This is a genomic window from Psychrobacter piscatorii (assembly GCF_001444505.1).
Taxonomy (GTDB): domain Bacteria; phylum Pseudomonadota; class Gammaproteobacteria; order Pseudomonadales; family Moraxellaceae; genus Psychrobacter; species Psychrobacter piscatorii_B.
Genome location: NZ_LNDJ01000048.1, coordinates 24273 through 39338, shown reverse-complemented (window position 1 = coordinate 39338; position 15066 = coordinate 24273). Strand labels below are relative to the sequence as shown.

The 15066-nt window shown below is 44.9% G+C and carries 11 protein-coding genes; 1 reads left to right on the top strand and 10 read right to left on the bottom strand.

What is annotated here, in order from left to right; genetic code table 11:
• Positions 1-9: 9 nt before the first annotated feature.
• The 3 genes from pcnB to mazG all read right to left on the bottom strand — a co-directional run bounded on the left by pcnB (position 10) and on the right by mazG (position 3563).
• The gene (gene pcnB, locus AS194_RS02920) at positions 10-2154 is read right to left on the bottom strand and encodes a polynucleotide adenylyltransferase PcnB (RefSeq protein ID WP_058023981.1); all 2145 of its coding nucleotides are present in this window, start codon (positions 2152-2154) and stop codon (positions 10-12) included.
• Between the two features lie 166 nt (positions 2155-2320).
• Positions 2321-2713 carry a ComEA family DNA-binding protein gene (locus AS194_RS02915; protein WP_058023980.1) on the bottom strand — a complete coding sequence of 131 codons (393 nt, stop codon included), beginning with the start codon at positions 2711-2713 and terminating at the stop codon, positions 2321-2323.
• Positions 2697-3563, bottom strand: a complete 867-nt coding sequence (gene mazG, locus AS194_RS02910) for a nucleoside triphosphate pyrophosphohydrolase (RefSeq protein ID WP_058023979.1) — start codon at positions 3561-3563, stop codon at positions 2697-2699. The genes AS194_RS02915 and mazG overlap by 17 nt, the downstream gene beginning before the upstream one ends.
• 244 nt (positions 3564-3807) lie before the next feature.
• On the opposite strand from mazG, the gene AS194_RS02905 reads away from it, so the two are divergent.
• Positions 3808-5295 (top strand): phosphomannomutase/phosphoglucomutase, encoded by a 1488-nt coding sequence (locus tag AS194_RS02905; RefSeq protein WP_058023978.1) that lies wholly within the window; start codon positions 3808-3810, stop codon positions 5293-5295.
• Between the two features lie 66 nt (positions 5296-5361).
• On the opposite strand, the gene AS194_RS02900 is transcribed toward AS194_RS02905, so the two are convergent.
• From AS194_RS02900 to odhB, 7 genes are all read right to left on the bottom strand, one after another.
• Positions 5362-6768 carry a UDP-glucose 6-dehydrogenase gene (locus tag AS194_RS02900; RefSeq protein ID WP_058023977.1) on the bottom strand — a complete coding sequence of 469 codons (1407 nt, stop codon included), beginning with the start codon at positions 6766-6768 and terminating at the stop codon, positions 5362-5364.
• 34 nt (positions 6769-6802) lie between these two features.
• The gene (pgi, locus tag AS194_RS02895) at positions 6803-8482 is read right to left on the bottom strand and encodes a glucose-6-phosphate isomerase (RefSeq protein ID WP_058023976.1); all 1680 of its coding nucleotides are present in this window, start codon (positions 8480-8482) and stop codon (positions 6803-6805) included.
• Between the two features lie 2 nt (positions 8483-8484).
• Positions 8485-9360 carry a UTP--glucose-1-phosphate uridylyltransferase gene (locus tag AS194_RS02890; RefSeq protein ID WP_058023975.1) on the bottom strand — a complete coding sequence of 292 codons (876 nt, stop codon included), beginning with the start codon at positions 9358-9360 and terminating at the stop codon, positions 8485-8487.
• A gap of 336 nt (positions 9361-9696) precedes the next feature.
• On the bottom strand, positions 9697-10572 hold the full coding sequence (gene sucD, locus AS194_RS02885) for a succinate--CoA ligase subunit alpha (RefSeq protein ID WP_058023974.1): 876 nt from the start codon (positions 10570-10572) through the stop codon (positions 9697-9699).
• A 98-nt stretch (positions 10573-10670) separates the two neighbouring features.
• A complete protein-coding gene (gene sucC / locus AS194_RS02880) occupies positions 10671-11837 on the bottom strand; it encodes an ADP-forming succinate--CoA ligase subunit beta (RefSeq protein WP_058023973.1) in 1167 nt (388 codons plus the stop codon).
• Between the two features lie 158 nt (positions 11838-11995).
• A complete protein-coding gene (lpdA, locus tag AS194_RS02875) occupies positions 11996-13450 on the bottom strand; it encodes a dihydrolipoyl dehydrogenase (protein ID WP_058023972.1) in 1455 nt (484 codons plus the stop codon).
• Between the two features lie 256 nt (positions 13451-13706).
• On the bottom strand, positions 13707-14942 hold the full coding sequence (gene odhB / locus AS194_RS02870; RefSeq protein ID WP_058023971.1) for a 2-oxoglutarate dehydrogenase complex dihydrolipoyllysine-residue succinyltransferase: 1236 nt from the start codon (positions 14940-14942) through the stop codon (positions 13707-13709).
• Between the last annotated feature and the right edge of the window lie 124 nt (positions 14943-15066).

Here is a 15066-nt window from a genome sequence, read left to right as displayed (position 1 = left end):
TTATTCATATCAGGCACTTTCAGTACTAGGCTGACGGCGACGGCGTTTTGATGGCACAGGGCCTTTATCATCGGTCACTTTAACAGCAGGAGCTTGATTACTATCAACTTGCTCAGTCTTTGCTTTGACTGGTTTCTTGGCCTTTGTTGGTGTAGCCGCTTTCTTTGTCCCTTCACGCGCTACAGTTTTTGCTTCTGTAGTATCAGCTGGACTAGCTGATGTCGCTACTGACTTAGGTGCTTTTCTCGCATACTTCGCTGTTGATTGTTCTTTATCATTCTTACTTTGCAACTCGACACTATTTGTACTATCAACAGTAGGCTGACGACGGCGACGCTTGTGCGGAATCGGCTCGTTATTCATACTGACAAGCGCAGGCGATCTGCCGATTGAGCGAGTTGGTTTTACCTGATCAGATGATGCCTTAACCTCTGACGAATTAGCTTTAGACAACTGAGTACTATCTGAACGATCAGCTTTATCCGTTTGCACAGGTGCATTCTTGCGCTTCGGCTGCGATGCACTCTCAGCTGGCAGCTGCTTTTGTAGCGGTGGCACAACTTTTTCGTGCTCTATAACGAACAGTGGCGCAGGTTTAGAGTGATGGCGTTTGTTTGTCGCTTGGTTATTACCAGCAAGCGATAGCTGCTGTAGCTGAGCAAGCTCATTGCTATCTTGCTTTACCTGCTGCGTATCATATTCTTTACCAGTGTTTTTGGTCTGACTGACAGCGCGACGACGGCGTGCTGGGATATTTGATGGGTCATTTACCATTGTCTGATCATTCCTACCTTTATCAGTACTAGTATTGGCTTTACTTTGTTTTGCACTGTTCTGATTAGATGGTGAATGATCAGTGATATTTGCTTCTGGTTTTTGACGATTGCGTCCGCGGCTACGTTGCCCTTTTTTATAGGCACCGCGGCGAATATTTTCATCAAAATCATCAATCGCTTGCTGCTGCTCTCGTTCAGACAATGTCTGATACGTCTGCCACCACTCGCCCATGCCATTCGTCGACTCTGACAATGGGTGCTCAGCATCACCGCATTGCTCACGCAATAATAAAAAGTCAAAACCCGCACGAAAGCGCGGATGCTCAGAGAGCTGAACGATTTGCTTGCTACGCGGAGCGGCAAGTTTTGGCTGCAATATCCAGATATCACGGATAAACTGCTCAGCAAATTTTGGAATAGCGGTTTTGATGCGTTGACGGTCAATGACTTTACCAGCGGCATGCATTTGTGCTTCAGCAAACGGCATATTGCGCTTTTTAGCTTTTGCCAATTGATGCAGATAGTTTTCCCACAATAGCGCCGCATAAAAGAACGCTGGATTGATGCTTTTGCCTGCCGCAATACGCTTGTCGGTATTGATGGCCACTTGATTGACTAAGGCGCTTGGCTCGGCTGGTGGATAAATAATGAGGCTATCGATCGCGCCAGACTCAAACAATAGTGGCAACAGTGGCACTAGATAGCCACCGGTAAACATCTTCTGTGTTTCATCGTAGAGACGATGTGGCGATATCTGCTCAAGCAGCGCCCAATTACCATCATGAAACTGATCGGATAATGCATCATCAAACTCAAAGCCCAATTTGGCTTTAAATCGCAGCGCACGTAATAGTCTTACTGGATCTTCTTCAATACGCACTGGCGCATGACCCAATAGACGAATAATTCTATTATCGATGTCTTCAAGCGCACCACAAAAATCATGCACCACGCCTTTGAGCGGTTGATAATAAAGCGCGTTGATAGAAAAATCACGACGAGCAAAGTCTTGCTTGATATCGCCCCAGACATTGTCGCGCAGGATCATACCGTCTTGGTTGGTATTGGCATTGCTCGTTGGTGGACCACGGAAGGTAGCAACTTCAATTAACTCGCGACCTGAATACACATGCGCCAATTGGAAGCGGCGACCGATGATACGGCAACGCTTGCCAAAGACGTCTTTAATCTCGTGCGGCTTGGCATCAGTCACGGCGTCAAAGTCTTTTGGGCGCAGACCCAATAAGGTATCGCGCACACCGCCACCAACGATATACGCATCAAACCCAGCTCGGGTCAATGTGGCAATCACTTCAGTAATGGAATTGGGTAATTCAGATTTGTTCAGTTCTAACTGCTTGGCGGCACGCTCGGCCATGCATCTACTCCTCGCCGGTATTCTTTAACCACCCCTGAATAACACAGCGTTTATCAGGCGGATGTACCCGCTAGTTTAACAAATTTTGCACGTGCTGGGTGTGTTATGACATTTACTTACATGCTATTTTGTCAATATTGGGATTGATTAATGCAAAATACCGCTATTAATCTTGCACACTTAAGCGTCTTCGATTTTTCTCAAGCGTTTTTGCACCAATACCTTTCACCTTTGTTAACTCATCTACTGTTTTGAATTCACCAAACATTTCACGATATAAAATAATCGCCTGAGCTTTACTGCTGCCAATACCATTCAGCGATACCAGCTCGCCTTCACTGGCAAGATTGATATTTACGGTGGCTTCATCTCGTGCCTGTATTTTGGCATTTTCTTGTGCCAACAGATAATTGTAAGCGCGCTGAGGGTTGTCAAAACAGGGAGCAGCGTGGGCATTATTAAGCATCAGCAGAGCGCATAAAAGACTAACAATAGACATTACTATGTAGCTGCTGGGCGAAATATAGCTACTAGGTAGAATTTTATGATGAGCGTTCATGTTGTTTCGCCGCTTCCCACAATGCATCCATTTCGGTTATATCGCTGTCCTCCAAACGCTTACCACTTAATGCTAATTGCTCCTCGATATAACCAAAACGTGATTTAAATTTATGTACGCAGGTTAAGGTAGCCGCTTCTGCATCAAGGTTTAGTTTACGTGCGACATTGACGAGCGCAAACATGCAATCGCCTAATTCCTTTTCTACCTCTCTGATATTGGCTTTGATCTCGACTATAGATTTATCTGTTAGCTCATGCTTTAGCTCGGCAATCTCTTCGTCTAGCTTTTCGACTGCACCAGCAACACCCTCCCAATCAAAACCCAGCGTTGACGCTTGGTTTTGCACATCTTGTGCCTGCATTAAGGCACTACCCGCTTTCACTTGATCTAAGCGACGTTTTGATTTGCCGCGTGCTTCGCGTGCCTGTTGCTCTTCCGCTTTAATTTCATCCCAGCGTACTTTTACTGCCGCATCATCTTTGAGCGTTTCGGCTTCAAATACATGAGGGTGACGGCGAACCAGCTTTTCTTGTAAAGTCGTAATGACATCACTCATATCAAAACGCCCTTGTTCAGCGTACATCTGACAATGAAAGATGACTTGTAACAGGACATCTCCCAACTCACCTTTGATATCTTCATCATCATCGCTTTGCACCGCTTCGCCCAGCTCATAGGCCTCTTCGATAGCATAAGGAATCAGGCTATGGTTGGTCTGCTTCCTATCCCATGGACAATCTGCTCGTAGACGAGCCATCAAAGCCAGAAGATCATCAAGCTCGCCGCTTGCTTTTGGTGTGCCTTGCACGGGCTTAGGTACGGTAATTTTATTGTCTAAAATACTCATAGGAAATACTCTTATATCTTATTTATCATGCCATTTTTTGGCTTGGTATAGCGTATAGTTTATCATTCTCGTATGTCAGTGTAGTACGAGGCTTAGTGATCGATCAGCATAAATCTGCGTCATACATATCGACATGTATCTAACTCATTGAGTAGTTAATGTATCATTGAACCCTGATTGGCTTATAATTATGCTATCTACTTTCTTATTTTATCATTGCTCATGCGCAAGGAATTTTATCATTATGTCGACTTCTGCGACCACCAGCTATCAGCCAGCCACGGAATTCAATGCTATCACCATCAACTCGTTTAAAGCCTATGATATACGCGGTGAGCTTGGCGTCAATCTCGATGAAGACATCGCCTACCGTATTGGTCGGGCTTTTGCTCAGATTTTATATCAGCGCTATCAGGCAGCCATTGAAACTCAAACCAATGATATGGCAGATCTAAAACCAGCTATTGTCATTGGTAGTGATATTCGCCACTCTAGTGAGCAATTAAAACAAGCCGCTATCAGAGGCATCGTTGATGCAGGCGTCGATGTAATCGATTTGGGCATGAGTGGTACGGAAGAGGTGTACTTTGCCACCAGTTATTATCAGGCGCTGGGCGGTATTGAGGTGACTGCCAGTCACAACCCTATCAACTATAATGGTTTAAAACTGGTCAAAGAACATTCAAAACCTATCAGTGCTGATGACGGTTTGGCAGAGATTCAGGCATTGGCAGAATCAGGACAATTTACCACTGACAATCAATCAGGACAGTTGCAATTATTGACTGATAAAAGTGCTTATATCGATCATGTCATGACTTTTATCGATATTGATAAACTAAAACCACTCAAACTGGTCGTTAATTCAGGCAATGGTAGTGCAGGTCCAGTCGTTGACTTGTTAATCAATAGACTGACGCAAGCTGGTGCACCCATTGAAATTATCACGTTGCATCATACGCCTGATGGTAGCTTCCCTAACGGTATTCCTAATCCAATGATTGAAGCCAATAGACTGGCGACCCAGCAAGCCGTACTAGAAAACAAAGCGGATCTTGGTATTGCTTTTGACGGTGACTTTGATCGCTGCTTTTTGTTTGACGAAAATGGCGTGTTCATTGATGGTAGCTACATCGTCGGTATGCTCGCTCAAGCATTTTTGAACAAATACCCGAGTGAGTCAATCGTCTATGATCCACGAGTGATATATAATACTGAAGCGGTTATCGAAGCGCATAATGGCAATGCCGTCATCAGTAAGTCTGGACATTCTTTTATCAAGCAAATCATGCGGGACTCAGGTGCGGTCTATGGTGGCGAGATGTCGGCCCATCATTACTTCCGTGACTTTTTCTATTGTGACAGCGGTATGATTCCTTGGTTACTCACCATTGAGCTGCTGTCTATCACAGGTAAGACCTTATCAGAATTGGTCACAGGCTATATTCAGTCTTATCCCAGCTCAGGCGAACTAAACTTCCGCCTCACGACTCATGATGCCCCAACCATCATCAGTGCCATTGAAGAAAAATTTAGTGTAGACAGCCCTAATAAATCTCTGCTTGATGGCTTAAGCCTAAATTTTGGCGAATGGCGCTTCAATTTGCGTGCTTCAAATACTGAACCACTGATTAGATTGAATATCGAAAGTCGCGGCGATCACTCGTTATTGGCTAGTAAAACGCAAGAAATTCAACAATGGCTAGCGGTACAAGGAGCAGTACCAGCGTAAACTCACAAAAAAAGCTCGCTAATCATGATTAGCGAGCTTTTTTAATAATGAAGAACTTCAATAACATTATTTAGATCGGCCAATGCCCACATAGTCGCCTACTAAGCGAGCAATTTGCGATCGAGTAAATGTATTTTGCGCATCAAATACTGGCATGGCTTGCTGATTGATTTTATCAATATCCAATCGATCTCGTGGCAACCAACTGATCAAAAAAACGGCCTGAGCATCATTGATTCTCTGATAAGGACTACTAATCAATTCAAACAATGGTTGTTGTTCGTACAGTGCAGCAAGCTCACCCTGTGCCTTATCACTATAAACCAGTGTACGGATACCATAAGACCAGAGTAATGCTAACAATGGATGAATGGCTGAGCCTGCGGTACGGCCTGAGCCTGCTTTATAACTGCCGCCCCAGATCATGACGGTTTTATTGTCAATGAAACCATCAAAATACTGCCAAAACTTGCGAAATATCAGCTCTTTTTGGTCCTCATTAATATGCACGACAGACTGTAAAAGAGGCATGTCTAAACTATGCATTTCGCTCGACTGCTGTAACTTAGCCAGCTCGGTAGGTAGTGTATTACCGCCAAACCCCCAGCCTGCCTGTAGATAGCTACTGCCTACGCGCTCGTCCAACCCCATGATACAACTCACCTGGCTGATATCCACCTGCTGGCTATCCGCCAAGCGTGACATCTCATTCATAAAGCTCACCCGGGTCGCGAGCATCGCCATGATACTACTACGCGCAAACTCTATTGTTGCGATATCGGCATGATGAGCGGCGCGAGCATGCTGCATTAACGGCTGTAACATCTCTAAATGTTGGTTGCTGTCTGCTGTTTTTTCACCCAGCAACCATAATGCAGGGTTCAACATGGAATTATAAGCATCACCATCTTGCAAAAATACGAACGGAACATAATAAACCCAAGCGCGCTGTAAACACTCAGATAGCGCTGAGATAGTCCCTAATTTCTCAATACCACTCATAATCACAGGTAATGCCTGTTGGTGACTATGGTTAAATGCCGTAATCCAGCTGTCGTCGTTCCATGTTGGCTTAATACTGTCTAAAAACAACCAGTAAAGCGCCACTTTATTTCGATCATCACTATGAATGCTCTGACTGACGACGTGGCTGTCACCATGATTTGCCGTTTCATAATATTGTATTAACGTCTCTGCACTCTCTGGTAATGCTTGACTCGTAATGACTTGCTGCTGTACATACATTTGCCATAGTGCTTGCAAATGGTGCTCAAAGCTATATTGCTGTATCTGCTGAGCCAATAGATCCATATCCGCATACAGATGAACGCGTTGACCTAAACTTGCCAGCACCACTGCACTGGTAATCGCTTCGATACTATGGCCAACCAGCACACACACATTGGAATTGGTCAATGGGCTTGATGCAAATTCATTATAAGGCGTAAATTGATCGTTTGTAGCAGTCTCCATGAGTGTACCTTTTTACATTATTGATTGATCAATATTACTGAGATAGTTTTTTGATATGCTGTAATAACTGGTCGGTAGAAGTGTCAAATTGGCTGTGAGTCTCTTGCTGCATAGCGTCATGCACAGACTCTGCCATTTGCTTGCCCATCTCAACCCCCCATTGATCAAACGGATTGATATCCCAAATACTGGCCATCACGTAGACTTTATGCTCGTAGAGCGCAACCAGCGCACCCAAACTATGAGGCGTAAGCTCATCGATAAGCAAGGTAGTCGATGGTTGATTACCACGGTAATATTTGTATTTATCTGCACTGGATACCGTTTTTGCATCACTATTCGATGCCTCTGTGACAGCAGCATTGCCAAATGCCAAGACTCGACTTTGCGCTAAGCAGTTTGCTAAAGATAGCTCATGCTGTTGTTGCAACGAGGCGTTTTGCACCTCGCCACTATAACGGCGTACACAAGCGATAAAATCACAGGAGACTTGCTGCGTGCCTTGATGCAGTAGCTGATAAAAAGCATGCTGAGCGTTTGAACCAATCTCGCCCCACAGAATTGGGCAAGTATCATAATCAATATGGTCGCCGTGCTGAGTGACCGACTTGCCATTACTTTCCATTTCAAGCTGGGTCAAGTAGCTAGGCAGATAGCCCAACCGTCCATCATAAGGTAGTACGGTATGTGCATTCACCCTCAAAAACGTACTGTTCCATACAGCTAGCAGCCCTAGCAATACTGGTAAGTTATCTGTAAAATGCGCCTGTGCAAAATGCTCATCCATACTGTGAGCACCACTTAGTAGCTCCCTAAACCTATTCATACCAACACGAATAGCAATGGCTAGCCCAATCGCTGACCACAAAGAAAACCGGCCTCCAACCCACTCCCAAAGCTCTAATTGATGCTCAGGATGTATCCCCCAAGCGCTCATCTTTTCACTGTTTGCCGAGATACCAATAAAGTGCCGACGCAACACACTGTCTTCAGTACCAGCACGCAGCGTCGCCGTCGCAAGTAACCATGACAGTGCGGTTTTGGCATTAGATAAAGTATCAACCGTACCGAAGGATTTGGAAGAGATAATAAATAATGTGGTTTCAGGATTGAGGTGCTTTAGTAGATTATCAAGCTGAGTGCCGTCCATATTAGAGACGAAATGTACACCGATTTCCGTATCTGCCCATTCATCAAGCGCAGCGGTCGCCATAAGAGGCCCAAGATCAGAGCCGCCAACGCCAATATTAACCACATCAGTGATGGCCTTACCTGAGAACCCTCGCCATGTGCCACTACGGACACGCTCGGATAATCTCGCTACCTGCGCCAAACTATGATGTACATCGGCAACCACATCTTGCTTACCAACTTGTAGCTCTGCATTCTCAGGCAGACGTAGTGCTGTGTGTAAGGCCGCTCGCTCTTCACTATTATTGACCATCGCGCCTTGCATCAACGCATCAATTCGAGCGGACAACTCACAGCTATCTGCTAGCCGCAATAAAGCATCCATAACTCGCTCATCGATACACTGCTTGCTATAGTCCATGTATAGCGCGCCAGCTTGCGCACTAAATCGTGTCGCACGACTGTCATCTTGTGCAAATAAGTTTGCCAGCGACCATGGCTGCGCCGCAAGCATTTGCAACTGTTCCCAGTATTTGGAACGGCGAGCGCTATGATACTTCTTATCGTCCTTTATCTTATCCATCGCTATTTTTCATCTGCTAATTGCTGCTCGGCAAAATAGATAAACGCTTGCATATACGAGCGCATGTCACCGGCATCATAACTGGCACCGCGCATCGTTGTCACATTCACACCATATTCGTTAATAAGCGCATCGATAGCATCAGTCAGTTGAATCTCACCACCGACTGAGGCTTCGGTATCAGCCAAATAATCAAAGATTTTATTATCAAATACGTAACGGCCCACTACGGCAAGTTTAGACGGTGCTTCTGCTAAGCTTGGCTTTTCTACAAAACCTGCCACGCCAAAGCTGGCATTAACGCCGCCAGATATCTCATCTATATGACTGGTATCGATAAGTTTGGCGATACCGTATTTGTGCACATCTTCGTCAGCAACTTCATTTACCAATATTTGCGAATGGCCATCATGACTAAAAGCATCAATCATAAAGGCCAAATTATCAGCAGCCATATCAGTAGTAAACGGATCGAGAACGACATCAGGGAGCAATACAGCAAAATCATGCTCGCCAATGATAGGACGCGCAGCTAGTACTGCATGCCCCAAACCTAAGGCCTTACCTTGACGTATCATTGATACCGTTACATCCTCTGGTAGCCAATTTAAACTATCAGCCAGCTCATCTTTACCTTTGTGGCGTAACTGATTATCTAGCTCAGCATTGATATCGAAGTAGTTTTCAATCGCGCTTTTTTGTGCATGACCGACCAAGACAATATGCTTGATACCCGCAGCGATAGCCTCTTCGACCACATAATGGATAGCAGGACGATTGCCAAGCGGTAACAATTCTTTTGGCACAGATTTAGACAATGGCAGCATACGCGTACCAAAGCCTGCGACAGGGATAACAGCATGAGTGATTTTTTTCATAATAAGAGGACTGTTTTAAGAAAGTAGGTCAGGTAAAATAATGCTAACTTAGCAAATACTTAGTAGATATTATAGCGATTTGGATTTGTACCTTGCTAATATCAAACGTCTCAGCAGATATACAGAAATTATCAGTTCAAGAACCCTGAATCAAAAATTACGAGCTATATCATTCAAAATAACATGTTTATGAAAACTGATACAATCTTTATAAGTAATGGCCAATATCTCGCTTTTCATAGGATTTTCAGATATAAAAAAAACACCCCATTGTAGGGGTGTCTTCTTAACATTTCAATATAGTTTTAGTAGTTTCACTATAGACTAATGTCTATCTTACCAGCCAGTAACTTCTTTTAGTTTGTCGCCAAGCTTAGATGGGTCGCGTGTGTACGCGATACCAGCATCTTCAAACGCTTTGAATTTCTCTTCAGCAGTACCTTGACCACCAGAGATGATAGCGCCAGCATGACCCATACGCTTGCCTTCTGGAGCGGTAACACCAGCGATATAACCAACCACTGGCTTAGTGACGTGGTCTTTGATGTAAGCAGCCGCTTCTTCTTCAGCAGTACCACCGATCTCACCAATTAGGATGATTGCTTCAGTTTGTGGATCAGCTTCAAACAGTTTTAGCGCGTCAATCTGGTTCATACCAGGGATAGGATCACCACCGATACCGATACACGTTGACTGACCAAAACCAAGCTTAGTTGTCTGAGCAACCGCTTCATAAGTCAACGTACCGGAGCGTGAGATAATGCCCACTTTACCTGGCTGATGGATGTGGCCTGGCATGATACCAATTTTACATTCGCCTGGCGTGATAACACCTGGGCAGTTAGGACCAACCAAACGCACATCGCCTGCTTCTTCAAGATAGCGTTTTGCTTTTAGCATATCGATAGTTGGTACGCCTTCAGTGATCACAACGATCAACTTAACGCCAGCATCGATGGCTTCAACAATAGAGTCTAGTACAAATGGTGCTGGTACATAGATAACAGAAGCGTCAGCTTGAGTCGCTTCCATGGCTTCCGCCATTGTGTTAAACACTGGTAAGCCTAGGTGCGTTTGACCGCCTTTACCTGGGGTTACGCCGCCAACTACTTTGGTGCCGTATTCGATGGCTTGTTCTGAATGGAACGTACCGTTTTTACCAGTAAAACCTTGTACCAATACTTTGGTATCTTTATCGATTAATACACTCATTATATTTTCCTTGTATTCGGTTGTCTTGTAATGTTGGCAGTAGGCGTCGGCTGTCATTAGCATTTCAATATGCCACTGCCGTCATTACGCTTTGGCTATTACGCTTTAACAGCGTCGACAATTTTTTGCGCGGCGTCAGAAAGACCTTGAGCTGAAATTAATTTCAAGCCAGACTCTTCTAAGATCTGCGCGCCTTTCTCAGCATTGTTACCTTCTAAACGCACGACCACAGGAACTTGTACATCAACTTCTTTTACTGCAGCAATAATCGCTTCTGCAATCATGTCACAGCGTACGATGCCGCCGAAAATGTTGATTAGTACGCCTTCAACACTGCTGTCTTCAAGGATAATTTTGAACGCTTCAACAACACGATCTTTAGTTGCGCCGCCGCCAACGTCCAAGAAGTTAGCAGGTTTACCGCCATACAATTTGATGATGTCCATGGTCGCCATGGCAAGACCAGCACCGTTAACCATACAACCGATGTTACCTTCTAGAGCAACATAGTTTAGGTCAAACTCAGCCGCTTTAAGCTCACGCTCGTTTTCTTGAGTTTTATCTTGTAGTGCTGCGATTTTTGGCAGACGATATAGGGCGTTTGAGTCGATGCCAATTTTGCCATCAACACAAACGATTTCGCCATTTTCACGAACAGCTAATGGGTTGATTTCCATCAATGCAAAGTCATTTTCAACAAATGCTTTATAGGCGCCAGTCATCAATTTAACAAATTGATTGATTTGCTTGCCTTCTAGACCAAGTTTGAACGCAACGTCGCGCGCTTGGAAAGGCATTAAACCAACTAAAGGATCAACGTGTACTTTGAAGATTTTTTCTGGTGTGTTGTGCGCTACTTCTTCGATATCTACGCCGCCTTCGGTAGATGCCATGAAAGTCACGCGACGAGTCGCACGGTCAACAACAGCGCCAAGATATAGCTCAGTTTGTACTGGATACATATCTTCTGCAACCAATACAAAGTTGACTGGCTGACCATCAGCATCAGTTTGGAACGTTACTAGGTTAGTACCGATCAGCTCTTCAGCAACTTGCTTGGCTTCTTCACGAGTTTTAACCAGTTTTACGCCACCAGCTTTACCACGGCCACCAGCATGTACTTGCGCTTTGATTACCGCGATATCCGTTGGGGTTTTATCAAAAGCTGCAGCAGCTTCGTCGCCGTTATGAGCGATGATGCCTTCTTGAATTGGCAACCCGTAGCTTTTTAATAGCTCTTTTGCTTGATACTCATGTAAATTCATTGATTGTATCCTTTATTTTTTACAATTAATAAAAAGTGAAATCAAGTGCGCACATATACATATGAATCATACGTCTGACGCACTCATGATTGTGGCATCACCCAAATAGCGATACCCCAATCAGGTTGTAAATCGATAATAATTAAACGAGCAACTAGTTATTTCTTACGCTTTTTGCGCTGGATAGCGTGGATAGCACGGCCATCTGCAGATAGCGCAGCTTCATGCACTGCTTCTGAAATCGTTGGATGCGCAAATGTCATCAGCTGCAAGTCTTCAATACTAGAGACAAACTCCATCGCGATCATACCTTGATGGACGATATCACCCGCGCCAGCAGAGATCGCATGCATACCTAGCAGGCGATCAGTCTTAGCATCAGCAACAACTTTGATAGAGCCTTGTGCTTCACTTTGCGCTAATGCACGACCGTTAGCAGCTAAATTGAAAGAACCGGTCTTCACTTCGTAGCCAGCTTCTTCAGCTTCTTGCTCAGTCAAACCTACCCATGCGATTTCTGGGTGAGTATAAATGACATTGATGATAGTGTCATAGTTAACTTGAGGTTTTTCGCCATGAATACGCTCAACAGCCATCATGCCCTCTTCCATCGCTTTATGCGCAAGCATTGGACCACGGACCAAATCACCGATAGCATAAACGCCATCAAGGTTGGTTTTGCACTGATCATTGACATCGATAAGACCACGTTCAGTCAACGTGATACCGCTGTCCTCACCAAGTAGCTTTTCAGAATAAGCACGGCGACCAACACAAACGATTAGCTTGTCAAAGCTCTCCTCGCTCGATTCGCCATTGCTTTCGCTAGTGACGACAACTTGATCACCTTGTACTTCAGCATTGGTGACTTTAGTATCAACGCGGATATCAAGACCTTGCTTTTTGAGCATTTTGCCGGCTTCTTTTGAGATGTCTTTGTCAGCAGCAGCTAGGAAACTAGGAAGTGCTTCATATACGACTACTTCCGCACCCAGGCGACGCCATACTGAACCAAGCTCAAGACCGATAACACCCGCGCCAATAACGCCTAGGCGCTTAGGTACTTCAGTGAAATCAAGCGCGCCAGTTGAATCAACAATACGGTCACCGTCAGTTTTGGCAACAGGGATTTCGATAGGCACAGAACCTGCCGCAAGAATGACATTCTTAGCAGTGATCGTGGTTTCGCTTTCGTCTTCTAGCGCAGTAAATTTGACTTTTTTGTCAGTGCCCGTGCCATCAACTAGCGTACCCCAGCCTTGTAGCCAATCGACGCCATTACCTTTTAGCAACGCGGCAACACCGCCAGTCAACTGCTTGACGATGCCTTCTTTACGAGCAATCATCTGCTCGATATCGATAGCCACATCACCAGTGCTGATGCCGTGTTCGCCAAGGTCGTGTTTGGTGGCTTCATAACGATGTGAGCTGTCAAGCAAGGCTTTTGATGGGATACAACCGACATTTAAGCAAGTACCGCCAAGTGCTGGCTCGCCTTTATAAACGCGCTTTTCGATACAAGCAACACTCATACCGAGCTGGCCTGCACGAATCGCTGCTTCGTAACCACCAGGACCGCCGCCGATGACGACTAAATCATAATTGTCTTTCATAGTACGTTCCTATTTTTAATTTTATGTGTTATTTAAACTGGTTTTTTTACCAAACGCTCAGCATTGTCTACACTTGATAGCTAATACGCTATGTCCGTGAGAGAAACTTACTTATCGATCACTGAGCGTCAGTCACCATTATTAAATTCTTTGAATATATTTAGCAGCAAATCAGTTGCTGCTTATCAGGTAGAGCTATTATCTGTACCAAAGCTAAAAAGCTTGTATCAGCGGTTGCCAATACAAGCTTAGAAGCTTACAAGTCTAGTAGCAACATAGCTGGGTCTTCGACCAACTCTTTGATAGTTACTAGGAACTGCACCGCTTCTTTACCATCGATCATACGGTGGTCATAAGATAACGCCAAGTACATCATTGGCAAGATTTCAACTTTACCGTCGACCGCCATTGGGCGCTCGTTGATCGCATGCATACCTAGGATGGCAGTTTGCGGTGGGTTCAAGATAGGGGTTGACATCAATGACCCAAATACACCGCCGTTTGAGATAGTAAATGTACCACCCGTCATCTCGTCTAGACCAAGCTTGCCTTCTTGCGCCTTGCTACCGTATTCACGGATTTTGGCTTCGATGTCCGCCATACCCATACGGTCAGTATCACGCAGTACAGGAACGACCAGACCACGATCTGATGATACGGCTACACCGATATCATAAAAACCATGATAAACAATGTCATCGCCATCTAGTGAAGCGTTTACTGCTGGGAAGCGTTTTAGTGCTTCAGTTGCCGCTTTTACAAACAACGACATAAAGCCTAAACGGACGCCATGACGCTTTTCGAACTTCTCTTTGTACTTAGCACGCATGTCCATCAATGGCTTCATGTTCACTTCGTTAAACGTCGTCAACATCGCGGTATCTTGTGATGCTGATAATAGACGCTCAGCAACACGCTTACGCAAGCGAGTCATTGGAACGCGTTTTTCAGTACGCTCACCCATTGATTCGGCAACTGGACGACCGCTGTCAGACTTGATGCTGCTGTCTGATTTCAGTGTTGGGTTAGCCATATCAGTTTTAGTGACACGACCGCCGCGGCCGCTACCTTCAACTTCTTTAGGATCAACGCCTGACTCTTTTGCCGCTTTACGGACGGCTGGGCTTTGATCTTTGTGCTCTGCTTCATCTTTTTTGTCAGTGACTTGTACTGGCTCGCCACCATCTGCAGCTTGCTTTTCTTGTACTGGCGCAGCAGGTTGATCTGTCTCTACCGCTGGTGCTTCACCAGCACTTGCGCCTGCTTCAAATTGTGCGATTAGCTCATCAGACAGAACAGTATCGTCAACATCTTTGACGATCTTGGTCACAACACCATCATCAGGTGCCACAACTTCTAGTACCACCTTATCAGTTTCGATTTCAGCTAATAGGTCGTCACGGCTAACTTGTTGACCTTCAGTGACATGCCATTCAACGATTGTGCCATCGGCAACCGATTCTGGAAAAACGGGGGCTTTGATGTCAGCCATCGATATACTCCTTAGATTTGGATATTCATACTTATTATTAAGTCGTGATAGGCAATCAGTATCGTTTTAATAATGCTATTTGGCAGAATATTAAAACATACTGACTGTCATCGCCTGATTCATT